Source organism: Stenotrophomonas sp. STEN033, assembly GCF_056856655.1.
Window position 1 is genome coordinate 113,575 of the sequence record NZ_JBXFWM010000002.1, and the last position, 24,569, is coordinate 138,143.

19 protein-coding genes are annotated in these 24,569 nt (G+C 65.0%); 11 read left to right on the forward strand and 8 right to left on the reverse strand.

Translation table 11 applies throughout. From position 1 onward, the window contains the following. Positions 1–55: 55 nt before the first annotated feature. Positions 56–1,657 carry an RNA repair transcriptional activator RtcR gene (gene rtcR, locus AC1VXC_RS01580; protein WP_481538386.1) on the reverse strand — a complete coding sequence of 534 codons (1,602 nt, stop codon included), beginning with the start codon at positions 1,655–1,657 and terminating at the stop codon, positions 56–58. A 186-nt stretch (positions 1,658–1,843) separates the two neighbouring features. Between rtcR and AC1VXC_RS01585 the strand changes: the two genes are divergently transcribed. From AC1VXC_RS01585 to AC1VXC_RS01600, 4 genes are all read left to right on the forward strand, one after another. Beyond that, positions 1,844–3,391, forward strand: coding sequence for a vWA domain-containing protein (locus AC1VXC_RS01585; protein ID WP_481538387.1), 1,548 nt, complete (start codon positions 1,844–1,846; stop codon positions 3,389–3,391). Positions 3,392–4,090: 699 nt separating this feature from the next. Beyond that, entirely contained in the window at positions 4,091–5,317 is a 1,227-nt protein-coding gene (locus AC1VXC_RS01590) for an RtcB family protein (RefSeq protein ID WP_481538388.1), read from the forward strand. Positions 5,318–5,365: 48 nt separating this feature from the next. After that, positions 5,366–6,382, forward strand: coding sequence for an RNA 3'-terminal phosphate cyclase (rtcA, locus tag AC1VXC_RS01595; protein WP_481538389.1), 1,017 nt, complete (start codon positions 5,366–5,368; stop codon positions 6,380–6,382). 88 nt (positions 6,383–6,470) lie between these two features. Continuing rightward, positions 6,471–6,920: a universal stress protein gene (locus AC1VXC_RS01600; protein WP_313174144.1), complete on the forward strand. Its 450-nt coding sequence runs from the start codon at positions 6,471–6,473 to the stop codon at positions 6,918–6,920. 593 nt (positions 6,921–7,513) lie between these two features. Here AC1VXC_RS01600 and AC1VXC_RS01605 read toward each other — a convergent pair. Further along, complete coding sequence (locus AC1VXC_RS01605) at positions 7,514–7,795, reverse strand: DUF2782 domain-containing protein (RefSeq protein WP_313174142.1); 282 nt, start codon at positions 7,793–7,795, stop codon at positions 7,514–7,516. A gap of 78 nt (positions 7,796–7,873) precedes the next feature. On the opposite strand from AC1VXC_RS01605, the gene polA reads away from it, so the two are divergent. Further along, positions 7,874–10,642: a DNA polymerase I gene (gene polA, locus AC1VXC_RS01610; protein WP_481538390.1), complete on the forward strand. Its 2,769-nt coding sequence runs from the start codon at positions 7,874–7,876 to the stop codon at positions 10,640–10,642. A 399-nt stretch (positions 10,643–11,041) separates the two neighbouring features. Continuing rightward, a complete protein-coding gene (locus AC1VXC_RS01615; RefSeq protein ID WP_313174140.1) occupies positions 11,042–11,524 on the forward strand; it encodes a DUF421 domain-containing protein in 483 nt (160 codons plus the stop codon). A gap of 263 nt (positions 11,525–11,787) precedes the next feature. Here AC1VXC_RS01615 and hemF read toward each other — a convergent pair whose 3' ends face one another. The 5 genes from hemF to AC1VXC_RS01640 all read right to left on the reverse strand — a co-directional run bounded on the left by hemF (position 11,788) and on the right by AC1VXC_RS01640 (position 18,004). Next, the gene (gene hemF / locus AC1VXC_RS01620) at positions 11,788–12,684 is read right to left on the reverse strand and encodes an oxygen-dependent coproporphyrinogen oxidase (protein ID WP_313174138.1); all 897 of its coding nucleotides are present in this window, start codon (positions 12,682–12,684) and stop codon (positions 11,788–11,790) included. Positions 12,685–12,730: 46 nt separating this feature from the next. Beyond that, positions 12,731–14,287, reverse strand: a complete 1,557-nt coding sequence (locus AC1VXC_RS01625) for a hypothetical protein (RefSeq protein WP_481538984.1) — start codon at positions 14,285–14,287, stop codon at positions 12,731–12,733. Positions 14,288–14,303: 16 nt separating this feature from the next. After that, positions 14,304–14,882: a hypothetical protein gene (locus AC1VXC_RS01630; protein ID WP_313174134.1), complete on the reverse strand. Its 579-nt coding sequence runs from the start codon at positions 14,880–14,882 to the stop codon at positions 14,304–14,306. 40 nt (positions 14,883–14,922) lie between these two features. Continuing rightward, the gene (locus AC1VXC_RS01635; protein WP_313174132.1) at positions 14,923–15,354 is read right to left on the reverse strand and encodes an NUDIX hydrolase; all 432 of its coding nucleotides are present in this window, start codon (positions 15,352–15,354) and stop codon (positions 14,923–14,925) included. A gap of 283 nt (positions 15,355–15,637) precedes the next feature. Continuing rightward, the gene (locus AC1VXC_RS01640) at positions 15,638–18,004 is read right to left on the reverse strand and encodes a S9 family peptidase (RefSeq protein WP_481538985.1); all 2,367 of its coding nucleotides are present in this window, start codon (positions 18,002–18,004) and stop codon (positions 15,638–15,640) included. A gap of 435 nt (positions 18,005–18,439) precedes the next feature. On the opposite strand from AC1VXC_RS01640, the gene AC1VXC_RS01645 reads away from it, so the two are divergent. From AC1VXC_RS01645 to AC1VXC_RS01655, 3 genes are all read left to right on the forward strand, one after another. Then, positions 18,440–19,834 carry a cytochrome ubiquinol oxidase subunit I gene (locus AC1VXC_RS01645; protein WP_313174128.1) on the forward strand — a complete coding sequence of 465 codons (1,395 nt, stop codon included), beginning with the start codon at positions 18,440–18,442 and terminating at the stop codon, positions 19,832–19,834. Between the two features lies 1 nt (position 19,835). Further along, complete coding sequence (gene cydB / locus AC1VXC_RS01650; protein ID WP_481538986.1) at positions 19,836–20,849, forward strand: cytochrome d ubiquinol oxidase subunit II; 1,014 nt, start codon at positions 19,836–19,838, stop codon at positions 20,847–20,849. 112 nt (positions 20,850–20,961) lie between these two features. Then, a complete protein-coding gene (locus AC1VXC_RS01655) occupies positions 20,962–22,308 on the forward strand; it encodes an AMP-binding protein (protein ID WP_481538987.1) in 1,347 nt (448 codons plus the stop codon). A 49-nt stretch (positions 22,309–22,357) separates the two neighbouring features. On the opposite strand, the gene AC1VXC_RS01660 is transcribed toward AC1VXC_RS01655, so the two are convergent. Then, on the reverse strand, positions 22,358–23,368 hold the full coding sequence (locus AC1VXC_RS01660; RefSeq protein WP_481538988.1) for a chorismate transformation FkbO/Hyg5 family protein: 1,011 nt from the start codon (positions 23,366–23,368) through the stop codon (positions 22,358–22,360). 198 nt (positions 23,369–23,566) lie between these two features. On the opposite strand from AC1VXC_RS01660, the gene AC1VXC_RS01665 reads away from it, so the two are divergent. Together AC1VXC_RS01665 and AC1VXC_RS01670 are read left to right on the forward strand one after the other, a co-directional pair. Next, positions 23,567–23,836 carry a phosphopantetheine-binding protein gene (locus tag AC1VXC_RS01665; protein WP_312367181.1) on the forward strand — a complete coding sequence of 90 codons (270 nt, stop codon included), beginning with the start codon at positions 23,567–23,569 and terminating at the stop codon, positions 23,834–23,836. Between the two features lie 5 nt (positions 23,837–23,841). Further along, positions 23,842–24,564, forward strand: a complete 723-nt coding sequence (locus AC1VXC_RS01670) for a ketosynthase (RefSeq protein WP_313174121.1) — start codon at positions 23,842–23,844, stop codon at positions 24,562–24,564. Positions 24,565–24,569 lie beyond the last annotated feature (5 nt).

Consider the following 24,569-nt stretch of genomic DNA (forward strand, 5'->3'; position numbering starts at 1 on the left):
GGGAATGGCGCGCGCATGAGCCCCTGTGCCAAGGGCTGCCGAGCATGGCTCGGCACTACAGTGGGGTTGCGTGATTCCTCAGCTGCTCCCAATCCAGATCGAACTTGGCCAGGTATTTGCGCAGGCGATCGGCGTCGTTGGTGCTGGCACGCTGCGTGCGTGATACCGCGAACAGTTCACGGCCGGCGGCTGACAGGTTTTTTGAGCGCAGGCAGACGCGTACCACTTCTTCCAGCTGCACGCGGTCGAAGCGGTCCAGTTGGTTGGCAACATCGCCGAGCAATGCCTGCAGTGGCGATGCATCATCGCCGCCATGCCATTGCGTGCGCAGGCGGTTGATCTCTTCATCGACGCCGTCGGCCTGGATGCGTCCTGCATTTGCCAGCGTCGCCATGCGCACAACACTGGCGCCCAGATCGCGGAAGTTGCCGCGCCATGCAGCTTCGCTGCTGGTGGCGAATGTCAGATAGCGGCTACGCGCTTCGGCGTTGAAGCGCACGCGTTCGTGCTGCTCGCGTGACCAGCGCTCCAGTTCGAATTCCAGGTTGGGCTCGATGTCCTCGCTGCGTTCGGCAAGGCCGGGGAGTTGGTAAGTCCATAGGTTCAGTCGTGCCAGCAGGTCCTCGCGGAAGCGGCCTTGGCGGACATCGTGCTGCAGGTCGCGGTTGGTGCCGGCAATCAGCTGGAAGTCGCTTTCCACCTCGCGGTCACTGCCCACCGGCAGGAAGCGCTTCTCTTCCAGTGCGCGCAGCAGCATGGCCTGCTCGTCCGCACCCAGCTCGCCGATCTCGTCGAGGAACAGCAGACCTTGGTGGGCCGAGCGTAGCAGGCCGGCGCGGTCGCTGCTGGCGCCGGTATAGGCGCCCTTGGTATGGCCGAACAAGGTACTCATCGCGCCGTCGCCGCGCAGGGTCGCGCAGTTCACTTCGACGAAACGACCGGGCAACTGGTGCTTGAGCTTCTTCAGCTCGAACACACGCTTGGCCAGCTGGCTCTTGCCGGCACCGGTGGGGCCGGTCAGCAGCATCGGTGCGCGCGAGCGCGTGGCGACTTTCTCGATCTGCTCGATCATCCGGTTGAAACCCGGGTTGCGGGTGGCGATGCCGCTCTTGAGCAGGTCGCGATCCTGCAGCTGCTGTTGGGCGAAGCGCTGGGCGATGTGGTCGTAGCGCGACAGGTCCAGATCGATCACGGCGTGGCTGCCGGGGTCGCCATTGCCTTGCTTGCGCGGCGGCGAGGTCTGCAGCAGGCGGCCGGGGAAGTGGCGGCTCTCGGTCAGCAGGAACCAGCAGATCTGGGTGACGTGGGTGCCGGTGGTGATGTGGACGTAGTAGTCCTCCTCGTCCGGCTGGAATGGATAGGCCGCGAGAAAGTCGTGCAGGCGTGCGTAGACGCCTTCGAATTCCCAGGGGTCGACCAGGTAGGTGTCGTGCAGGCGCAGCTCGGTACCGGGTGATACCAGTGCCAGATCTTCCTGCACCAGTTTGGCCAGCCGGCTGAAGCGGCGCTCGTCCAGCATCAGCTCGATGCGATCGGGCTGGAAGTCTTCATGCATGCCCAGGGCTACGGTGGGCCGCCATTTTTCCCAGCGACCGGGGCCGCTGCCCGAATCGAGCTGGGTGCCGAGCATGCCGAAGATGACCTGACGCTTGGACATATCAATTCCTATAAAAAGCGCGCTGAAAGTATACGTAAGTCCGCATCACGGATGCGCGAGTTCTCTCCTGGAAATTAAAAATACCTTTGTAAATCAATGAATTGATCGAATAATGGAAAAGTTGGCACGGCCATTGCGTTTATAGGGGCAGACAAGCGGCGGGCAGTTCCCGCCGAGGAGTACGAAATGGCCAACGCAAACCTGTTCGCATCCTTCCGCGGCGCCCTGCTGCCGAAGGCCACGGTCCGCAACGAAGCCGGTGGATCGGCCTATGTCCGCGACCCGCGTGCGGCCTTGGCCCTGTTCGCCGCCACCGGTTGCCTGAACAGCACCTTCTACGCCAGCGCCGATGCGCAACTGGAGCAGGTGCAGGCGCTGTGCAACGAGGTCGATGCTGGCTTCATTGCCCGCACCGCGGCCTATGCCCACGGCGTGGCGCATATGAAGGACGTGCCCGCGCTGCTGTTGGCGCTGCTGAGCGTGCGTGATGGCGAGGCGTTTGCCGCTGCTTTCCCGCATGTGATCGACAACGGCCGCATGCTGCGTACCTTCGTGCAGATCATGCGTAGCGGTCGGGTGGGCCGCCGTTCGCTGGGCTCGTTGCCCAAGCGCATGCTGCGGCAGTGGCTGCAGCAGGCCTCGCCGAAGGCGATCATCCGCGCGGCGATCGGCAACCAGCCGTCGCTGGCCGATGTGATCCGCATGGTCCACCCCAAGCCGCAGGATGCCGCGCGTGAGGCGCTGTATGCCTGGGTGATCGGGCGGCCGTACGACGAGGCGCTGTTACCAGCGGAACTGCGTGCCTACGAGGCGTTCAAGCGCGAACCGCGCGGGATGCTGCCGGACCTGCCGTTCCAGTACTACAGCGCGCTGGCATTGGATGCCGCGCAGTGGTCGGTGCTGGCGCGCAACTCAAGCTGGCAGCAGCTTCGGATGAACTTGAACACCTTTGCCCGTCACGGTGTGTTCGAGGATGCGGCGATGGTTGCCGAAGTGGCAGCGAAGCTGCGTGACCCGCAGCAGATCGCCCGTTCGCGGGTGCTGCCCTACCAGCTGCTGATGGCCTACCACGCCGGTGCGGCACTGCCGCGTCCGATCCTGGACGCGCTGCAGGACGCGATGGAAGTGGCGACTGCGTCGGTGCCGGCATTGCAGGGCAAGGTGGTGGTGGCGGTGGACGTCTCCGGCTCGATGCAGTGGCCGGTGACCGGCTATCGCAAGGGAGCAAGCTCGGCGGCGCGGTGCGTCGACGTGGCGGCCTTGATCGCGGCCTGCGTGTTGCGCGGTCACCCGCAGGCGCAGGTGCTGCCGTTCGACACCGAGGTGCATCCGCAGCAGTTGAACCCGCGTGACAGCGTGATGACGCTGGCACGGCAGTTGGCGATCAATGGTGGCGGTACCTCGGTAAGCGCACCGCTGGCCTATCTCAACCGCAAGCGTGCGCAGGTGGATCTGCTGGTGCTGGTGTCGGACAACGAGAGCTGGCGTGACACCCGCGGCAGCCGTGAGACCGCAACCATGCGTGAGTGGGCCGCGCTGAAGGCGCGTTGCCCGCAGGCGCAGCTGATCTGCATCGATCTGCAGCCGGTGTCCAGCAGCCAGACGGTTGAGCGCGAAGACGTGCTGCATATCGGCGGCTTCAGCGATGCGGTGTTCGAGCTGCTGGCCAACGCCAGCCTGCCGCCGGTACAGCGTCCGCGCTGGGTGGAGCGGATCGCGGCAATGAATCTGTAAGGGCGACACGGATGTCGCCGCCGTGATGCCCGGCCGGCAATGGGGCCGGCCGGGCCTGGAGACTATTTCATGGGAGAAGGCGGATGCCGGCCTGACTACATTGGTTGTTCATTCCGGTTCGAATCCGGAAAGTCAGTCCAACCCTTGCCGTCTGCTCCCACCCCTCAATGTCGGCGTGTACGAATGCCGATGGAACTACAGCATTTGACGCTCCAGGTCGCGGGTTCGATTCCCGCCCGATGCCGCAATGCATCGGTAGCTCAGTGGATAGAGCAGGATCGCCGCCTTGCCCTCGTGGCACAGCGGTGAAACGTTCCATCATTCTTGTCGTATTCGCCGGCACCCTATTTGTATTACTTCATGCTTCGGCATGAACACGTTTCAACGTCGGCACGCACGAATGCCGAAGGAACTACAGCCTCTTAAGCTCCGGGTCGCGGGTTCGAATCCCGCCCGCTGTGGAAACGCAGCGGTAGCTCAGTCTGGTTAGAGCAGGATGTTCCTTCAAACCTCGTCGTGCAGGCCGGCACCTTTCGTAGCTGTTCCATGCGGTGAATGCAGGTGGAATTACAAAGGCAGCCCTGCGGGGTCGGGTTCGACTCCCGGCCGCAACGGCAGAAGTTACTTCTGGCGTTGCGGACACTTCCACCACTGTTTGTCACCGCACCTCTATATTTGAAGATGACAGGAAAGCCATCAATGAACGACACCAACTACAACGTCATCCAGGAGCCTGGTGCGGCACCGATCAAGCTGTGGACGCGCGGCGTGCCGCTGGAAGGCGAAGCCCGCGAGCAGCTGAAGAACATCGCGCGCCTGCCCTTCATCCATCAATGGGTAGCGGTGATGCCTGACGTCCACCTGGGCAAAGGCGCAACCGTGGGCTCGGTGGTGCCGACCATCGGTGCCATCATTCCGGCGGCGGTGGGCGTGGATATCGGCTGCGGTATGATCGCCACCCGTACCACGCTGACCGCCAGTGACCTGCCCGACAACCTGTCGGCGCTGCGCAGCGCGATCGAACGCGCGGTGCCGCACGGCCGCAGCGTGACGCGTGGTGGTCGTGACAAGGGCAGCTGGGACACCGCGCCGGAGCTGGCGGTGGAAGGCTGGTCGCAGCTTGCGGCCGACTTCGCCTTGATCTGCGAGCGTCACCCCAAGCTGAAGAACACCAACAACCTCAAGCACCTGGGAACGCTGGGTACCGGCAACCACTTCGTCGAGGTATGCCTGGATGAAGAACAGCGCGTGTGGTTCATGCTGCACTCCGGTTCGCGTGGCGTCGGCAATGCCATCGGCACCTACTTCATCGAACTGGCCAAGCAGGAGATGCGCCGCTGGATGATCAACCTGCCGGACCAGGACCTGGCGTACCTGCCGGAAGGCAGCGCGCATTACGGCGACTACGTGTTTGCGGTGGACTGGGCGCAGCGTTTTGCCCGTATCAACCGTGAGGTGATGATGCGCAATGTGGTTGCGGCCGCGCGTACGGTGATCAGCAAGCCGTTCGAGGCCCAGGCCGAGGCGGTCAACTGCCACCACAACTACGTCAACCGCGAGCACCACTTCGGCAAGGATGTACTTGTTACCCGCAAGGGCGCGGTGAGTGCGCGCAAGGGTGAGATGGGCATCATCCCGGGCAGCATGGGCGCCAAGAGCTTCATCGTGCGCGGGCTGGGCAACGAGGACAGCTTCCACAGCTGCAGCCACGGTGCCGGCCGCGTGATGAGCCGCACCAAGGCGCGCAAGCTGATCAGCGTGGATGACCACATCAAGGCCACCGCGCACGTGGAGTGCCGCAAGGACGCCGAGGTGGTGGATGAGTCACCGGCCGCCTACAAGCCGATCGAGGCGGTGATGGAGGCGCAGCGCGATCTGGTTGAGATCATGCATACCCTGCGTCAGGTGGTGTGTGTGAAGGGATAAGGCAAGATGGCGCCCCACTGCGGTGGGGCGCCACAGGAAGGCAAGACAATGGAAATGATTGAAATAGATGGGAGTCAGGGTGGCGGGCAATTGCTGCGTTCCGCGCTGAGCTTGAGCCTGTGCACCGGGATTGGCTTTGCCATGCAGGACATCCGCGCGATGCGTTCGCGGCCGGGACTGATGCGCCAGCACCTGACTGCGGTCAACGCCGCGGCGCGGATCAGCAATGCGCAGGTGGAAGGCGCAGCCCTGGGCGCGAACACGCTGCGTTTCGTGCCGGGCATCGTGCAGGCGGGCGATTATCACTTCGCCATCGGCAGCGCAGGTTCGGCGACGCTGGTGCTGCAGACGGTGCTGCCCGCGCTATGGCAGGCGTCCGCGCCGTCACGTGTGCGGCTGGAAGGCGGTACGCACAACCCGATGGCGCCGAGTGCCGACTTCGTCAGCAGCTGCTATCTGCCGGCACTGGCGCGGATGGGCGTGCAGGCGGAACTGCAGCTGCATGTACCGGGCTTCCACCCGGCCGGTGGCGGTATGCTTGAGGCCACGGTACAGCCATGCCCGCAACTGCAGGCACAGGAATTCAGCGTGCGCGGGCCCTTGCAGAAGCTGGAAGCGCAGGTGCTGGTATCGGGCCTGCCTGCCGCCATCGGCCAGCGCGAGCTGGATGTGCTGGCCAAGCGCTTTGGGCTGGATGCCCATCCACGCCATGTGCGGGTGGTGCGGCCGGCGCTGGGGCCGGGCAACGTGGCCTCGGTGACGGTGCGGCATGACCTGCATGTCGAGCATTTCGACAGTCATGGCGAACGTGGACTGGCTGCCGAGGACGTGGCGGGCCGGTTGGCCGAGACCGTGCAGACCTATCTGGACGGCGGTGCCTGCGTGGGCGAGCACCTGTCGGACCAACTACTGTTGCCGATGGCGCTGGCCGGCGGTGGGCGCTTCACCACCGCCAGCCTCAGCGACCACCTGCGCAGCAATGCGCGGCTGATCGAGAAGTTCCTGCCGGTTGAGTTCGACTGGCAGCAGCGCGGACCACACTGGGAGGTATGGGTCAACGTTTGAGGGTCCCGGTTTGATTTGGCGCAAGGCATGGGGGCACCATCGGGTGTGCAATGGTGTCACCACCCCCTTTCATCCAAGGAGAACTGCCATGTACAAGCGCATCCTGATCGCCACCGACGGTTCCGAGCTTTCCGCCAAGGGCTTGGCCAAGGGGCTGGAGCTGGCCGCCCAACTGGGCGCGCATGTCGACATCGTCACGGTTTCCGAGCCGTGGGCGGTGGGCATGTACGACGCCATGGGCTGGAGCGCTGGCTACGAGGCCAGTCCGGAGTACAAGAAGGACCGTGAGGAAGCCGCGCAGAAGATCCTGCAACCGGCGCTGGCCGCCGCACACGCGGCCGATGTGGCGGACGTGCAGACCCACCACGTGCTGGACCGCTACGCCGCCGACGGCATCATCGACACCGCCAAGGCCTGCAACAGCGACCTTCTGGTGATGACATCGCACGGCCGGCGTGGCGTCACCCGGGTACTGCTGGGCAGCCAGACCTCCGAAGTGCTGGCCCGCAGCACGGTACCGGTGCTGGTGATCCGCTGAGGCTTTCAGCTTCCTCCCTTTCGCGCAGCGAAGGGAGGGCTGTGGACGGGGCTCTTGGCTGGAGCCGCAAAAGCCCAAAGCACAAGACCACCCCCTCCCAACCTCCCCCTTGGCTACGCCAAAGGGGAGGGGCAAAGCTTGGCCCCCTCCCTTTTGCCGAGGGCAAAGGGTAGGGTTTGGGAGGGGGCTTTCCGCTGTGTCCGCAAAAGAAACCAGCAACCAGAATCAACAAAGCCCTCGATTAGAGGGCTTTCGGCTTTTTGCCCCCTCCCTTTCGCGTAGCGAAGGGGAGGGTTGGGGAGGGGTGCTTTCCGCTTTGTCCCCAAGGAAACCAGCAATCAGAATCAACAAAGCCCTCGATTAGCGGGCTTTCGGCTTTTTGCCCCCTCCCTTTCGCGCAGCGAAGGGGAGGGCTGGGGAGGGGTGCTTCCCGCTGTGTCCCCAAAGAAACCAGTGAGCCGAATCAGCAAAGCCCTCAAACGAGGTCTTTGTAGGAGCAGGTGAAAGGGTCGGCTGCTATTCACGCTTCGCTGCCCAAAGCACCCCTCCCCAACCCTCCCCTCCGTGCTGCGCACGCAAGGGAGGGGGCTGGATCACCAGCTATACAGCTTCCAATACACCGGCTTGGTGCCGTCCTTGTCGCTGTCCATGCGGCCGTCGCCGTCGCGGTCGTACATGTAGAACGGGGCACCACGGGCCGGGGTCACCTTGACCATGCGCAGGGTGCCACCGACGCGGTATTCCTCGATGGTGTCGCCGTTGTCCATCGCCTTGCGGGTGACATCCGCACCTTTGACATCAACCGGTGGCGAGCCAGCGCCGAGCGTGGCGCAGCCGGCCAGGGCCAGCAGGGGGATCAGCAGCAAGGATTTCATGGTGGTGCTTCCTTCGGTGGGAATGGTCCGATTATGCCTGTCCACATGCAGCAGCGGCCCGCCGCGTAGAATCAGCGCATGAGCAGATTAGTCCTTATTGACGGTTCCAGTTACCTGTACCGCGCGTTCCACGCGCTCCCGCCACTGACCAACGCCAATGGCGAGCCCACCGGCGCGCTGTTCGGCGTGGTCAACATGCTGCGCTCCACGCTGAAGGAAAAACCCGAATACGTCGCCTTCGTGGTCGATGCGCCGGGCAAGACCTTCCGCGACGACATGTATGCCGAGTACAAGGCCAACCGTCCGCCGATGCCCGACGACCTGCGCTCGCAGGTGCAGCCGATGTGCGACATCGTGCAGGCGCTGGGTATCGACATCCTGCGCGTGGACGGCGTGGAAGCCGATGACGTGATCGGCACCCTGGCCCTGGCCGGTGCCAAGGACGGCCTGGAAGTCACCATCTCCACCGGCGACAAGGATTTTGCCCAGTTGGTGCGGCCGGGCGTGGTGCTGGTCAATACCATGACCGGCAGCCGTACCGATTCGGATGCGGCGGTGATCGACAAGTTCGGCGTGCGTGCCGAGCAGATCGTCGATTACCTGGCGTTGATGGGCGACACCGTCGACAACGTGCCGGGGGTGGAGAAGTGCGGCCCCAAGACCGCTGCCAAGTGGCTGGCCGAGTACAACGACCTGGACGGCGTGATTGCCGCCGCCCCGACCATGAAGGGCAAGATCGGCGAGAACCTGCGCGCCGCGCTGCCGCGGCTGCCGCTGAACCGTGACCTGGTCACCATCCGCACCGATGTGCCGCTGCAACAGGGCCCGCGCGACCTGAAGCTGCGCGAACAGCACGTGGAGACGCTGCGCGAGCTGTATGCGCGTTACGGCTTCACCCAGGCCCTGCGTGAGCTGGGCGGCGTGGCAGCGCCGGACGTGGCCGCCGACAGCAAGCCCAGCCTGCGCGGCACCGCCGCCGGCTACGCCAAGGCAGCTGATAGCGAGCCGGTTGTTGGCCTTGATCCAGCGATGGCAGAAAAGGGTGAATACGAAACGGTGTTCACCAGCGAACAGCTGCAGGCCTGGGTTGCGCGTCTGCAGGCTGCCGACGAATTTGCCTTCGATACCGAAACCGACGCGCTGGACGCGATGCGCGCCAACCTGGTCGGCATCAGTCTGGCGGTGGAGCCGGGCAAGGGTGCCTATATCCCGGTGGGCCACATCTATCCGGGTGCGCCCGAGCAGCTGCCCCTGCAGCAGGTGCTGGACGCGCTCAAGCCGTTGCTGGAGGACGCTGGCAAGAACAAGCTGGGCCAGCACGGCAAGTACGACATCCACGTGCTGCGCCGCCATGGCGTGGACGTGCAGGGCTATGCCGATGACACGATGCTGGAAAGCTTCGTGCTCAATTCCACCGCCACCCGCCATGACATGGATTCGCTGGCGCAGCGCTATCTTGGCTACACCACCACCAAGTTCGAGGACGTGGCGGGCAAGGGCGCAAAGCAGATTTCGTTTGCCCAGGTAGGCATCGACGAAGCCGGCGCCTACGCCGCCGAAGACGCCGACATCACCCTGCGCCTGCACCGCGTATTGGCCCCGCAGCTGGCAGCGATACCGTCGCTGGAAAGCGTGTACCGCGATATCGAGATGCCGCTGGTGCCGGTGTTGGCGCGCATCGAGGCCAATGGCGTGCGCATCGACGCGGCCGAGCTGAAGCGGCAGAGCAATGACCTGTCCGCACGCATGCTGGCCGCGCAGCAGAAGGCCACCGAGCTGGCCGGGCATACCTTCAACCTGGATTCGCCCAAGCAGCTGCAGGCGGTGTTGTTCGACGAGCTTGGCCTGCCGGCGCTGGTGAAAACCCCCAAGGGCCAGCCCAGCACGAATGAAGAGGCGCTGGAGGCGATTGCCGAGCAGCATGAGCTGCCGCGGGTGATCCTGGAATACCGCGGCCTGACCAAGCTGCGCAGCACCTATACCGACAAGCTGCCGGAGATGGTCAACCCGGATACCGGCCGCGTGCACACCAGCTACCACCAGTCCGGTGCGGCGACCGGGCGGCTGTCCTCGTCCGATCCGAACCTGCAGAACATCCCGGTACGCACCGAGGATGGCCGCCGCATCCGCAAGGCCTTTGTCGCCCCACCGGGTCGCAAGCTGATGGCCTGCGACTACTCGCAGATCGAACTGCGGATCATGGCGCATCTGTCCGAAGACCCGGGTCTGGTGCGTGCGTTCGAGCAGGGCGCCGACGTGCACCGCGCAACGGCGGCCGAAGTGTTCGGGCGCGCGCTGGACGAGGTGACGGCGAACGAACGCCGCGCCGCCAAGGCGATCAACTTCGGCCTGATGTACGGCATGAGCGCCTTTGGCCTGGCCAAGAACCTCGGTATCGACCGCGGCCAGGCGCAGGATTATGTCGCGCTGTATTTCAGCCGTTATCCGGCGGTGCGTGACTTCATGGAGCGCATGCGCGCACAGGCCCGTGAGCAGGGCTATGTGGAAACCCTGTTTGGCCGGCGCCTGTATCTGAATGACATCCACGCCCGCAACCAGGGCCTGCGTGCCGGTGCCGAGCGTGCCGCCATCAATGCACCGATGCAGGGCACCGCGGCGGACATCATCAAGCGGGCGATGGTCAGCGTGGACGCCTGGCTGCAGGGGTACAGTGACCAGGCCAAGATGATCCTGCAGGTGCACGACGAACTGGTATTTGAAGCCGATGCCGCATTCATCGACACCTTGCGTGCGGAAGTCGAGTCACGGATGGCGTCGGCTGCGACGCTGCGGGTACCGTTGGTTGTTGACACCGGAATCGGGGAAAATTGGGACGAGGCTCATTGATTTTCTAGTTTCTTAACTAGAAAGTATTAGTAAATGAAACAATGCGTCGCGTTACACCGCATTTATTAAATGCCAGCGGTATTTGGCAGATGAATCTGTCCTTAATTATTTTGAAAGCACGACAGATTCTTCACGATCCATCAAGGTTGGGAATGCTCATATAGTCCGCGACAGACGCAACGTCTGTCGCGGATCTCTCCCATCCCCTGGAGCAGATCTCGGAGCGGGGATTCCTCCCCAAATGCCCGCTCCCCGGCCCCGTCGACCCCCCCCTGGTCGGCGGGGCTTCTTTTTGTAGCAAATGAAACCATTTTGACCCGCGATAACGCCGTCGCGATACTCGCATTCCCTTTATCCGTGCTGGTCGAGGATGCTGCCATCGAGTGATGGAGGGGAATCATGTCCGACCTGTTCGCATTGGCGATGCCGTGGTGGGAATTCATCCTGCGCGCGGTGATTGTCTATGTCGTGGTGCTGGTGATGGTGCGGGTGGCCGGCAAACGCACGCTGGGCCAATTCACCCCGTTCGACATGCTGTTGCTGGTGTTGCTGGGCAATGCCGTGCAGAACGCATTGCTTGGCCAGGACACCTCACTGGGCGGCGGCCTGTTGCTGGCGGCCACGCTGATTGCGCTGAATTATTTCGTAGGTTGGATCACCACCCGCAGCCCGGCGATGGAGCGGGTGATCGAAGGCGAGCCGGTGGTACTGGCCCGGCACGGCCACGTACTGCAGAAGGTGTTGCGGCGCGAGCTGGTGAGCAAGGCCGATTTTTCCAAGGCGATGCGCGACGCAGGTTGCGACGACGTGGATGAAGTAGACCTGGCACTGCTTGAAACCAACGGCCACATCACCATCATCCTCAAGAAGGACCGGATGTAGTGCCGAGCCATGCTCGGCAGAGGTGTTGTAGGAGCGGCGTAAGCCGCGAAGCTGGCGGACCATCCGATTGCAGGTATTGCCGCGATTTCATTTTTGATGGCTTCGCGGCTTACGCCGCTCCTACAAGACTACTTGTAAGGCCCCTTGCCGAGCATGGCTCGGCACTACGGTTGCGGTGCTGCTTGTGAGGCTCCTGCCGAGCATGGCTCGGCACTACAGGTTGTGGTGCTGCTTGTGAGGCTCCTGCCGAGCATGGCTCGGCACTACAGCCAATCCCTTGGGACCAGGTACTCGGCCAGGCGTGCTTCATCGCTGCCGTTGTCGGGGGTGTAGCCGTATTCCCAGCGCACGCGCGGTGGCAGGCTCATCAGGATGCTCTCGCTGCGGCCACCACTCTGCAGGCCGAACAAGGTGCCGCGGTCGTAGACCAGGTTGAATTCGACATAGCGGCCGCGGCGGTACAGCTGGAACTCGCGCTCGCGCTCGCCGTAGGGCGTGTCCTTGCGGCGCTCGACGATGGGCAGGTAGGCATCGAGGAATCCGTCGCCGACCGCTTGCAGGTAATTGAAGTCGGTTTCAAAGTCCGCGTGCAGGTCGTCGAAGAACAGGCCGCCAACGCCGCGCGTTTCATTGCGGTGCTTGAGGAAGAAATATTCATCGCACCAGCGCTTGTGCGCGCCATAACGGTCTTCGCCGTAAGGCGCACACAGCTCGCGCGCAACCGTGTGCCAGTGCTGCACGTCTTCGTCGAAGGGATAGAACGGGGTCAGGTCGAAACCGCCGCCGAACCAGGCTGCCACCGTCTTGCCATCCAGCTCGGCCTGGAAGTAGCGCACGTTGGCGTGGGTGGTCGGCAGGTAGGGGTTGCTGGGGTGGAACACCAGCGACACGCCACAGGCGCGCCAGGAGGCGCCTGCGAGCTCCGGGCGATTGGCCGAGGCCGAGGGCGGCAGGCGGGTGCCGGCGACGTCGGAGAAGCCGATGCCGGCCTGCTCGAACACCGCGCCATCACGCAGGATGCGGGTGCGGCCGCCGCCGCCTTCGGCGCGCTGCCAGCGGTCCTCGTTGAAACGGGCCTGGCCGTCGGCCTGCTCGATGGCGGCGCAGATGCGGTCCTGCAGGCCGGTCAGATAGTCGCGTACGCGGTCGAATTCGTTCATATGCGTACTGTAGCGCAGGCCGCTGCCGCGACCTGCGCCGCATGCCTTACTTGCGCAGCGATTTGCCCTTGCTGGGGGGCGCCGGTGCGTCGGCGTCTTCTTCGTTGTCGAGGTCTTCGGCGGCTCGCATCAGCTGCGCGCCCAGACCGGCCATTGCCCAGTTGGTGGTCTCGTAGACATCGCAGGCCACATGGGTGCCCTTGCCGTCGCGCTTGCAGATGGACAGCAGTTTGCCGGGGATGTCTTCGTCACCGGTGTTCTCGTAGACGCTGCGCAGGTTCTCGCAGCCAACGCGGACGCCGGCCTGGCAGAGCTTCTGGTAATACGGTGCGGCGGCCTGCCAGTCACCGGCCAGCGAGTGGCGGTGGCCGAGGGTGTTGCAGCCCTGCAGCTTGCCGCTGTCGCAGCAGGCCTGCGGGTCGCTGCCCACTGGGCAATCCTGCGGCAGCGGCAGCTCGACGAATACCTTGGGCGCGCTGCAGTGGTTGTTGCCGCCGGTGCGCTGGTAGACGGCATAGCGGTTCCAGCTGTCGATGCCGAGCAGGCCGCCGTTGCGCAGCGGCTTGAGCACGAAGTCGCCGCCCTTGTCGTGGCGGATATGGATGGCGCCATCCTGCAGGCGGGCGCGCAGCTCGCTGCCCATGCCCATCGTCACCAGGCCATCGTTGCCGAAACCGAGCGCATCCATCAGGCCGGTGCTGGCCTTGTAGTCACCGCAGGGCAGGCTGCTGGCAGGGCCGACGTCAAGATCGGCAGCGCTCAGTGCAGCCAGCGCTTGTGTGCGCTTGCAGGTCATCTCGTCGGCGCCGGCCTTGCAGGCCAGCTGCAGGGCTTCACGTGCGGGCAGGTAGCTCCCGGCATCCCAATGAGCATCGGCGACCTCGCTGCAGAAGCCGGCGTCCGGATGGCTGCGGCACAGCTGCAGCAGCTCGTTCAAACGCGGCTCGGGCAGCACCGCGCTATTGCTGCCGAACGCGCCGACCAGCGCCTTGGCCATGGCGATGCCGAGCACTTCCTTGGCTGCCGCCAGGCAGGCCGCTTCGCTGTACTGCGGATTGCCTTCCTTGCAGACGGCAGGTTCTTCCAGGTCCGGATCGGGCGTTGCCGCCTGTAGTGCGGCCTGGGCTTCGTTGCGGTAGTTGGACAGCAGGCGCTCGCAGGCGAAGGGCAGGTCTTCCTGGCACCACTGGCGCAGCTGCTGCGGCGTTGCCGTGCTGGCGCTCTCGATGCAGCTGTCGATATCGGCACGGCAGCTGTTCGCGGCCGGTGTGGGCGCGGTCTTGCACCTGCTGCTGGCCTCCAGCACGTAGTCGCCGAGGCTGCCAGTGATGCGCTTGCCGTCGCTGCTGAGGCTGTACTCGGTGCTGAAGCCATTCGATACGTCAGCCGCGTGCAGGGTGTTGCCCTGCTGGCGGATTACATACTGGGTAGGCGCCAGGCCTTCATAGCGCATCGTGGCCTGGCTGCTGCTTTCAATCACGAAGCGGGCCGAGCCTTCTTCGGCGCTATAGCTGCCGCAGCTCAAGCTGGCGGCAGCCGCCGGCAATGCGCTCAGTGCCAGCAGGCCGCCGGCGAGGGCGGACAGTAGACGTGGAACAGACATGGAAACTCCGGGGGATTCAGTGAAACAGGGAACGGACGTCGGGACGGCTCAGCTTGATCACCAGCCAGCCGTGCAGTCCGGCCAATGCAAGCGCGGCGGCGATGCCGGTGATCAGCGAGGTCCACAGGCCAACGCGTAGTTGCACGCGCATTTCCAGGCCTTCTGGAGAATTGAGGAAGTCGGCAGGCACCATGGCCTGCATCGCTTCAAACATGCCGTGGATCAGCGGCAGGAAGGCGAAGTTGGCCACGGCCACCAGCACCAGGAAGACGATGAAGCCGATCCGGCCCCATTCGCGCTGCTTGAGCAATGCCCATGACACGGCAAGGAAGGCGATCGACAGCAACAGGCCGAGCACGCTCAGCGAGAACGCATGATCGGCGAGCCAAAGCATGCCCGGCGTCAGCGGCAGGCCTTCGTTCTGCATCACCTCGGTGATGTTTAACCGGCCCATCAGCGCTACCAGCAGAAGCTGCAGCAGGCTCCAGATGATGGCCATCGCCGCCATCACCAGCGACAGCTTTGCGGTGACGGCGACAAACGAGGCGGCTGCGGAAGAGGGGGCTGGAGAGGACGGAAACTGGGGTGGATTCACGATGGCTGGCTACGGATGCGTTGAGGAATGATGACGGGACTCAGCTGGCTTTCCCGCCGCGGAGGAGGGCTGCGGATGCTGCGGGCAATACATGCCGGGCGCTCAGTGGTGCCAGCTTCACGCCGTGCGGTGGCAGCAGCGGAATCCACGTCAGCTCGGCGATTTCCGCCTGTACCTGCGGGATGCCGCTGATGTGTACCAGGAAGGACTCGCCCTGCACACGGCGGCCGGGTTCGTTGACGGCGGCGTCTTCGAAAGTGCCCAGCGCCAGCGCGTTGCTGCGATCGACGTGTACGCCGAGTTCTTCGTGCAGCTCACGGGTGAGGGTCTGCAGGGCGTCCTCGCCGGGCTCGCGCTTGCCGCCGGGCTGGATGAAGGTATCCGAGCCGTGCTTGCGCACGACCAACACGCGCTGCTGCGGATCGAGGATGACAGCGGTGACGATGCGGATGGGGTTTTCAGTCGTGGACATGTGCTTCCAGCGGGTGGGGCTCCGTGTGGGGAATGGTACTGGAGGCTTGGAGGGTGGTGGGCAGAAGCAGAAGCAGAAGCAGAAGCAGAAGCAGAAGCAGAAGCAGAAGCAGAAGCACCCCTCCCCAGCCCTCCCCTTGGCTGCGCCAAAGGGAGGGAGCAAAGCGGCCCCCTCCCTTGCGCAACGCGCAGGGGAGGGTTGGGGAGGGGTGCTCTTGGCTGTATGCAGAAAACATCCACCACCCACAAACAACAAGGGCGCCTTGCGGCGCCCTTGCAGATGTTTACTTCAGTTCCTGCTCGAACAGCTTGAGGATGCGCTTGTACTGGTCCAGCCAGGAATCGGCCCGCGTATAGCCGTGGCGTTCCAGCGGGTAGGGCGCGATCGACCAGTTGTCCTTGTGCAGCTCGATCAGCTTCTGCGTCATGTTGACCGAGTCCTGGAAGAACACGTTGTCATCCATCATGCCGTGCGCGATCAGCAGGTTGTCCTGCAGGCCCTCGGCGTACTCGATCGGCGAGGAGATGCGGTAGGCCTCCGGGTCGATGTCCGGGGTGTTGAGGATGTTGGCGGTGTAGGCGTGGTTGTACTGGTGCCAGTCACCAACCGGACGCAGCGCGGCACCGGCCTTGAACGTGCCCGGCGAGCGGAACAGCGCCATGTAGGTCATGAAGCCGCCATACGAGCCGCCGTAGATGCCGGCGCGGTCGCGGTCACCCTGCTTGGTCTCGACCAGCCAGTCCAGGCCGTCCAGGTAGTCTTCCAGCTCCGGATGGCCCATGTTGCGGTAGATGGCGGTGCGCCAGTTGCGGCCATAGCCCTCGCTGCCGCGGTAGTCCATGTCCAGCACGATGTAACCCTTCTGCACCAGCAGGTTGTGGAACATCTGCTCGCGGAAGTAGTTGGAATAACGCGCATGCACGTTCTGCAGGTAGCCGGCACCGTGCACGAACATGGCGATCGGGTACTGCTTGCCGGCTTCCAGCTTTTCCGGGCCGTAGTACTTGGCCCAGACGTGGCCGGCGCCGTGCTTGGACGGCACCTGCACCATCTGCGGCTGCACCCACTCGCGGGCCTTGAACTCGGCGCTGCGGGTGTCGGTCAGCTGGCGGGCTTCACCGCCGCTGCTCGGCAGCACGGCGATCTGCGCCGGCAGGTAGGGCGCGGAATAACGCACCAGCAGCTGCTGGCCATCCGGCGACAGGCTGAAATCTTCCACGCCATCGAGCGCGGTCACTTCGCGCACGGCACCGCCGTTGGCGTTGACGTTGCAGACCTCGTAATCGCCCGGCCACTTCTGGTTGCACAGGAAGTAGAAGCTGTTGCCGTCGGCGCTGACCACCGGTGCCGAGGTTTCCCAGTTGCCGGAGGTGATGGCCTTGGGCTTGCTGCTGCCAGTCTGTGTGTACAGGTGCGAGTAGCCCGATTCCTCGGACAGCAGCCATAGGGTGCGGCCATCGGGCATCCAGCCGTAATCGTTGAAACCCCAGTTGATCCAGCCGCCGTCGGTCAGGCGGTGGCGGTTTTCCAGGCGCGCGCTGGTGGCGCTGGTGGTGGCGATCCAGCGGTCCTTGTTGTCGTTGGCGCGCAGCATGATCGCGGCCTGGCTGCCGTCGGCATTCCAGCGGATGCCGCCGCCCATGAAGTCACTCATCAGCTCCAGCGGACGGTTGCCCTTCAGCGCGTCCTTGCCGGCCTTGCGGCGCAGTTCGGCGAGCGGGTCGGTGGTGATGCCGGGCAGGTTGTCCAGCGACAGCGGCTGGACCTTGCCGGTAGCGGCGTCGGCCAGCCAGAACGCATGCGGCTCCGGATCATTGCGGCCGACGCGGGTGCGGGTGTCCTCGGCTTCCTCGTAGCCCGACTCGGTGACGTACAGCGGCATCTTGCCGCCGCGGCCTTCGTCGTAGCCCTTGGGCTTGGTGACCACGATCAGGTGGCGGGCATCGGGCGACAGCGCGCTGCTGACGATCTCGACATCGGCGCCCAGGAAGATCGGTGCCGCGGCGCGGGTCGGGTCGGCCTGGCGCCAGCGTTCGCCCTGCTCACGCAGTTCCTCGCGCTGGGCGCGGTCGCTGCGCAGCGTGGACAGGGTGCGCATCTGCTGGTCACGCAGCACGTCGGCCTTGGGGGCGTCGGCCGGGTTCTTGTCGGCCTTGAGCTGGGCGACTTGGCTTGTGCTGTTGTTGCGCGGGTTCCAATGGAACCAGTTGTTGCTCACCTGCCAGATGACGCCGCCATCGCTGGCGAAGTTGACGTCGCTGGCGCGGTCGTTGCTGCGGGTCAGCTGGGTCAGCGCGCCGCTGCGCAGGTCACGCACGAACACGTCGCCGTTGCGCACGAAGGCCATGCGCTGGCGGCTGCTGTCGTAGACGCGGTCGCCGGCATCGAGGGTGCCGCGCTGGTCATCGGCGACCTGCTGGCTGACGCCGCCGCTTAGCGGCAGGCGGAAGCTGTCGCGCACCTGGCTGCCCTGGCGCTTGAGCGTGTATTCCACCTGTTGGCCGTTCCACGACCACCAGGCCGATTCCACCGGCGGCCCGATCCAGTCGGGGTTGGCCATGGCCTGCTCGATGGTGATCGGCGTGGGCGCGGCATGGGCGCTGCCGAAAGCGGTCAACAACAGCAGGGACAGGGGCAGCAGCTTGGGCATCATTCGGCACCGGTGAAAGAGAACTCCGCAAGGGTAGCAGCGAGCACCTGCGGCGGGCTGGGCCACAGGTCATGGGGGCCGGGTTCGGCGGCTGAGCTGCCGGAATCGGCAATGTTTCGGTTGCCCTAATAGCTGCTGCAGAAGGTTATTGCCTAGCCATGATCGGCTGGGGTTTTACCGTTATTGCCTCTGCCTAGCATGGCTCGGCTCTACAGGACCAGCCAAATGCTGACCCCTCCCCAAGCCCTCCCCTTGGCCTTTGGCCAAAGGGAGGGGGCCAAGCTGACCCCTCCCCAACCCTCCCCTTGGCTGCGCCAAAGGGAGGGGGCTAGAGCGGCTGCGACTTTTTGACGCACTGCGACATCCGGTCACATCCGGTCTTAACCAATACCGGACCAGAATTGCCCCAATTAAAGGTCATGCGGAGAAGCGCCCGTGGAAGCGCTGCTGTTGTCCCGGATCCAATTCGGCTTCGTCGTCAGTTTTCATGTGTTGTTCCCGGCCTTCACCATCGGCACCGCCAGCTGGTTGGCCTTCGTCGAATGGCGCTGGTTGCGCACCCGCAACCCGGTCTGGCGTGAGTTGTTTTTTTTCTGGCAGAAGATATTCGCCGTGTCCTTCGGCATGGGCGTGGTCAGCGGCATCGTCATGGCCTTCCAGTTCGGTACCAACTGGCCGCGCCTGAGCGAGGTAGCCGGTACGGTGATCGGGCCGTTGCTTACCTACGAGGTGCTGACCGCGTTCTTCCTCGAAGCGAGTTTCCTCGGCGTGATGCTGTTCGGCTGGGAGAAGGTGTCGCCACGGCTGCACTTCTTCTCCACCTGCATGGTGGCGCTGGGTACCTTGTTTTCCACCTTCTGGATCCTGTCTTCCAATAGTTGGCTGCATACCCCGGCGGGCTACACGCTGGTCGATGGCATCGTGCATCCGCAGGACTGGTGGCAGGTGGTGTTCAATCCCTCCTTCCCGTATCGCCTGGCGCATATGGCTTTGGGCTCGTTCATCACCACCTGCTTTGTTATCGGCGGCGTCGGTGCCTGGTACCTGCGCCGTGGGGTGCATGTGGAAGCCGGCCGCAAGATGCTGGTGGCCGCGGTCGCATTCGCCGCATTGACGGTGCCGGTGCAGATCTTCGTTGGCGACATGCATGGCTTGAACACGCTGGAGCACCAGCCGATGAAGATCGCGGCGATGGAAGCGCACTGGCATGAAACCCGGCCGGGCGAAGGTGTGCCGCTGGTGGTGTTCGCGGTGCCGAACGAAAAGGAAGAGCGCAACGATTACGAGATTGCCATCCCCAAGCTTGGCAGCGTGATCCTGACCCACAGCATGGACGGTAGCTTTGCGCCCTTGACCTCGGTGCCGGCCAGCGAGCGACCGCCGGTGGTACCGGTGTTCTATGCATTCCGCATCATGGTTGGCATCGGCACGCTGATGCTGGTGTTGGCGTGGATATCGGCTTTCCAGCTATGGCGTGGGCGTTTGCTGCAATCGAAGTGGTTGCTGCGCGGCTGGAACTGGATGCTGCCCAGCGGCTTCATTGCGCTGGTGGCCGGTTGGTTCGTCACCGAAATGGGCCGGCAACCGTGGGTGGTGTATGGCGTGCTGCGCACCGCCGATGCGGTGGGTACGCAGAGCGTGTGGATGACGGTGCTGTCACTTGCCATCTACGTGATCGGCTATCTGTTCGTGTTCGGCTGGGGCATCTGGTACCTGGTCAAGATCATGCGCAGTGGGCCCAAGCCACATGACCCGCCGCCGCGCGACGACGGCATGCATACCCCGGCGCGGCCGCTGTCCGGCGTCAACGAACCACTGGAGGAGCGCTGACATGGAGATGACAACCTGGCTGCCGGTGGCATGGTTCGCGGTGATTGGCTTCGGCGTGCTGATGTACGTGGTGCTGGATGGCTTCGTGCTCGGCATCGGCATCCTGGCGCCGTTTGCCGAGGACGAGCAGCAGCTCGACGTGATGATGAATACCGCCGCGCCGATCTGGGACGGCAATGAAACCTGGCTGGTGCTCGGCGGCGCAGGGCTGATGACGGCGTTTCCGCAGGTGTATGCGGTGTTGCTGTCGGGCCTGTATCTGCCCGTGTTGTTGCTGGTGATGGGACTGGTGTTCCGCGGCGTGGCCTTCGAGTTCCGCTTCAAGGCGCATCGTTCGCGTGCGTTGTGGAGCGTGTCGTTCGCGCTGGGCTCGCTGCTGGCTTCGTTCGCGCAGGGCGTGATCCTCGGCGCGCTGGTGCAGGGCCTGCCGATCCAGGACGGGCATTACAGCGGCGGTGCATTCGGCTGGTTCAGCCCGTTCTCGATGCTGACCGGGGTGGCGGTGGTCACCGGCTATGCGCTGCTTGGCAGTACCTGGCTGATCCTCAAGACCGAGGGCCGGGAACAGGCGCTGGCGCGCTCGCTGACGCGGCCGCTCATGGTGGCGGTGATCGTGTTCATGGGCCTGGTCAGCACCTGGCTGCCGTTCCTGCAGTCGCGGGTGATGGAGCGTTGGTTCAGCGATGGCAACTTCTGGTGGCTGTCGCCGGTGCCGCTGCTGACCTTGGCCGTGGCGGTGGCGCTGTGGCGCAGCGCCATGCACCCACGCCGTGACCTGCCGCCGTTCCTGCTGACCCTGGCGCTGTTCGTGCTGGGCTTCATCGGCCTGGTGCTGGGCATGTGGCCCTACCTGCTGCCGCCGCACCTGACCCTGTGGCAGGCCGCCGCACCGGCGTCCTCGCTGGGCTTCAGCATGGTCGGGCTGGTGCTGCTGCTGCCGGTGATCCTGGGTTACACGGTGTGGTCGTACAAGGTCTTCCGCGGCAAGGTCACGGCCGAAACCGGCTATCACTGAACCCCGGTGACATGGCCCGGCTTGCCAGCCGGGCCGCGCAGGGCCAAGCTGGCCGCCCCGTTGTGGCCGGCGTCGCGATGGGCTGTCCATCGAACGAGGTCCTTGTAGTCGCATGTCGGTTGTTCCCGAGCAGTTGTCATCCCCGTCCCGCCACCCGCTGGCCAATGGTGGCCTGCAGCGCTTGCTGGCGGTCGGCGCGGACAGGTCGATCGATCTGCAGACCTTCTTCGCGCATGTGCGTGGCGTGGCCGCACTGCTGCCGGCGGGCCAGCATGCGGTCAACCTGTGCGACGACCGCTACCGCTTCCTGGTCGCGTTCTGCGCGGTGGCACTGCGCGGCCAGGTGAATCTGCTGCCTTCGTCGCGCGCGCATGCGGTCGTTGCCGATGTGCAGCAGCGCTATCCGCAGACCTACTGCCTGGCTGACGACGCCCAGCAGCCGTTGCCACCGGGCAGCTTCGTCCTGCCAATGGAATTGCCGCGTCTTGACGGCGTGCTGCCGCAATTGGCGGATACGCAGCTGGTGGCGATTGGTTTTACTTCCGGCAGCACCGGTGCACCCAGCGCCAACAGCAAGACCTGGGGGTCGTTCCTGACCAGCACCGCGCAGAACCTGCAAGCCTTGCAGGACCTGTGGGGCGAGGCGCAGCCGGCGCTGGTGGCAACGGTGCCGTCGCAGCACATGTATGGCATGGAGATGGCGGTACTGCTGCCTTTGCTGGCACCGGCAACGCTGCAGGCAGGGCGTCCGTTCTTTCCGCAGGACGTGGTGCTCGCGCTGCAGCAGGTGCAGGAACCGCGGGTGCTGATCACCACCCCGGTGCACCTCAAGGCGCTGGTGGAGTCGGGCGTGGGCTTGCCGCCGCTGGCCGGCATCGTCACCGCCACCGCGCCGCTGTCGCAGGAACTTGCGGCAGCGGCCGAACAGGCTTTTTCCACCGAGGTGCGGGAGATGTTCGGCTCTACCGAGACCTGCATCTTCGCCCGCCGTCGCACCGCCAGCGAAACCGCCTGGAGCCTGCTGCCGGGTGTACGCCTGGAACCCCAGCCCGATGGCACGCGCGTGCATGCGGCGCACCTGCCCGCGCCGGTGAACCTGGCGGACCTGGTGGAACTGTTGCCGGGGGATCGCTTCGTGCTGCGCGGTCGGCGTGCCGATCTGCTGGAAATCGCCGGCAAACGCGCCTCGTTGGGTGACCTGACCCGCAAGCTGCAGGCCGTTCCCGGTGTGGTGGATGCGGTGGTGGTGCAACTGGCCGCCGAGCCCGGCCACGCGGTGGGTCGCATTGCCGCGCTGGTGGTGGCACCCGGGCGCGAGGAGGCCGACATCCTGCGCGATCTGCGCGAGTTCATGGATCCGGTGTTCCTGCCACGCCCATTGCGCAAGGTGGCGGTGCTGCCGCGCAATGACACCGGCAAGTTGCCGCGCGATGCGGTGCTGGCCTTGCTGGGGCACTGAACAGGCGCCACGCCGCGGCTGTTGCTGCGGCGCCTCTGCCTGAAGGCCCTCAGGCGTCGTGGACGCCGTCGATCTCGACCCGCAGGTCGCGCCGGCATACCGCGGCATGCAGCACGATGTACGGCACCTGCGCCGGCAGATGCAGGGCCAGCGCCGCGCGCACATCGCCGATTTCAGCCGCATCGCGCACATAGACCTTGAGCCGGCTGCCCTCGCCGAACTGCGCTGGCAAGCTCGGCCGGTGCGCGCGGGCCGCGCCGATCAGGGCTTCAAAATTGGCAAAGGTTTCCTGCAGCTGGCGCTGCGTGCAGTCGCCATGCAGGGTGGCATGGCCGACCACGCTGGCGGTGCCCGACAGCAGCAGCGGCAGGCGGCTGCCGCCCGCGGCGAGCATGGCGCGGGCGAAGCTGGGCGATTGCCGCCCGTATTGACGCGGGTAGCGGTAGGCGCTGACCTGGCGCGGGTTTTCCAGCGGCGTGCCGGCATCACGTGCGGCCAACCAATACACCTGCAGCACGCGCACCCCATCCAGCCGACCTATGGCGGTGGCGGCGGGCAGGGTGGCGGTGTCGATAGCGCCGATGCCGCGTGCTCGGCCGACGCAGAATTCGCGGTAGCGCTCGTTGTCGGCTTCGCCTTCGGTGATGGCATCCAGGTAGTTCCAGATCCGCAGCAGATGCGGATAGGCATGCGCCGACAATGCCTGCAGCATCTGGGCGTAGGCGTGTTCGGAGGCGCCGAGGATGCCGCCGTGCAGGTTTTCGTCTACTTGCAGGGCGCCGAACATCAGCGCACCGTCGCTGGCCCAGGCCACACCGTTGGCATCGCGGCCATGGCTGACCGGTTTGTCGCTGCGCCACACTTCCAGCTTGGCCACGCCGTCGGCCTGCAGGCCTACCTGCAGATAGCGCGGATCGTCACTGGGGGCCGCCGCGTCGCCGGTCTGGAAGCCGAAAACGGCCAGCACCTGCGGATCGGCCAACAGGGCCGGCAGCTGCGAGGGATCGGCATAGTCGATGTGCAGCGCGGCAGCCGCCGCCGGAGACGTCTGGGCATTCATCTCAGACCTCCGTGACATTGGTGGGCAGGCAGGTGGCGCGCAGGTGGAAGCGGCGGCGGGCGTGGAGCGGGGACGTCATTGCACGGCGTATCGGGCATCGCAGAGACGGCAATGATACCCCGCGCGTCTGAACTGTCATGCTTGCGCAACCGTCGGCGATGCCGGATCGTTGCGGGTCTATTTGCCGTGGGTATGGAAATGTCGCAACAAAATGAAGCCGAGCGCGAGCTGGCCGGGTTGCTGGTCGAGAGCCTGAACCTGGAAGACGTGGACCCGGCCCAGATCGATCCGGAGGCGGCACTGTTCAACGACGGGCTGGGCCTGGATTCGATCGATGCGCTGGAACTGGCGCTGGCCATCAGCAAGCGCTATGGCTTCCAGCTGCGTTCGGACAACGAGGACAACCGCCGTATTTTCGGTTCCTTGCGGGCCCTGTCGGCGCATATCCAAGCCAACAAGACGGTCTGAACGGCGTGAGTGCCGCCAGCCCTGAACCCGGCCACGGGCCGGTGGCGCTGGCGCTGCGGGTGATCCTGCTGCTGGCCTATCCGGTGCTGTCGCATGTGGCCAGCCTGCGCAACGAGGGCATGTGGGCCGCGGCCGCCCTGGCCGGGCTGGTGCTGCTGTGCCTGCTGGAACCGCTGGCGCGGCGGCAGGCGTGGGCATGGGGCCTGCTGGCGGCCAGTTGTGCGTTGTTGTGGTGGCTGGGCGGTTCGGCCTGGGCGTGGATGCTGCTGCTGGCGCCACCGGTGGTGTTTCCGCTGCTGGTGGCTTGGGGTTTCGCGCGCTCACTGCTGCCCGGGCGGATTCCGCTGATCACCCGCATCGTGCAGGCCCTGTACAGCCGCGCCGGCATGCCGGTGACCGCGGCACTGGAGCGCTATACGCGCCGCCTCAGTGCTGCCTGGGCGCTGGTGCTGGTGCTGCTGGCGGCGGTGAATCTGGGCCTGGCGATGAGCGCCGTCCCCGACGGTCTGCTGGCCGCCTTCGGCATCCAACCGTGGTGGCCGGTGACCCATGAACAATGGTCGTGGTGCGCGAACATCGCCGACTGGGGCTTGATCGGTGGCTTTTTCGCAGTGGAGTACGCCGTGCGTTCGCAGTTTTTCCCGCAGCGGCCCTACCGCAATGCCTGGGATTTCCTGCGCCAGATGGGCCAGCTGGGCCCGGCGTTCTGGCGCGACCTGCTGCGCTGAAACAC

Bases quoted from the DNA above. Each gene is read 5' to 3' on its own strand.
- rtcR (WP_481538386.1), bottom strand. From the start codon at position 1,657: ATGTCCAAGCGTCAGGTCATCTTCGGCATGCTCGGCACCCAGCTCGAT.
- AC1VXC_RS01585 (WP_481538387.1), top strand. From the start codon at position 1,844: ATGGCCAACGCAAACCTGTTCGCATCCTTCCGCGGCGCCCTGCTGCCG.
- AC1VXC_RS01590 (WP_481538388.1), top strand. From the start codon at position 4,091: ATGAACGACACCAACTACAACGTCATCCAGGAGCCTGGTGCGGCACCG.
- rtcA (WP_481538389.1), top strand. From the start codon at position 5,366: ATGGAAATGATTGAAATAGATGGGAGTCAGGGTGGCGGGCAATTGCTG.
- AC1VXC_RS01600 (WP_313174144.1), top strand. From the start codon at position 6,471: ATGTACAAGCGCATCCTGATCGCCACCGACGGTTCCGAGCTTTCCGCC.
- AC1VXC_RS01605 (WP_313174142.1), bottom strand. From the start codon at position 7,795: ATGAAATCCTTGCTGCTGATCCCCCTGCTGGCCCTGGCCGGCTGCGCC.
- polA (WP_481538390.1), top strand. From the start codon at position 7,874: ATGAGCAGATTAGTCCTTATTGACGGTTCCAGTTACCTGTACCGCGCG.
- AC1VXC_RS01615 (WP_313174140.1), top strand. From the start codon at position 11,042: ATGTCCGACCTGTTCGCATTGGCGATGCCGTGGTGGGAATTCATCCTG.
- hemF (WP_313174138.1), bottom strand. From the start codon at position 12,684: ATGAACGAATTCGACCGCGTACGCGACTATCTGACCGGCCTGCAGGAC.
- AC1VXC_RS01625 (WP_481538984.1), bottom strand. From the start codon at position 14,287: ATGTCTGTTCCACGTCTACTGTCCGCCCTCGCCGGCGGCCTGCTGGCA.
- AC1VXC_RS01635 (WP_313174132.1), bottom strand. From the start codon at position 15,354: ATGTCCACGACTGAAAACCCCATCCGCATCGTCACCGCTGTCATCCTC.
- AC1VXC_RS01640 (WP_481538985.1), bottom strand. From the start codon at position 18,004: ATGCCCAAGCTGCTGCCCCTGTCCCTGCTGTTGTTGACCGCTTTCGGC.
- cydB (WP_481538986.1), top strand. From the start codon at position 19,836: ATGGAGATGACAACCTGGCTGCCGGTGGCATGGTTCGCGGTGATTGGC.
- AC1VXC_RS01655 (WP_481538987.1), top strand. From the start codon at position 20,962: ATGTCGGTTGTTCCCGAGCAGTTGTCATCCCCGTCCCGCCACCCGCTG.
- AC1VXC_RS01660 (WP_481538988.1), bottom strand. From the start codon at position 23,368: ATGAATGCCCAGACGTCTCCGGCGGCGGCTGCCGCGCTGCACATCGAC.
- AC1VXC_RS01665 (WP_312367181.1), top strand. From the start codon at position 23,567: ATGTCGCAACAAAATGAAGCCGAGCGCGAGCTGGCCGGGTTGCTGGTC.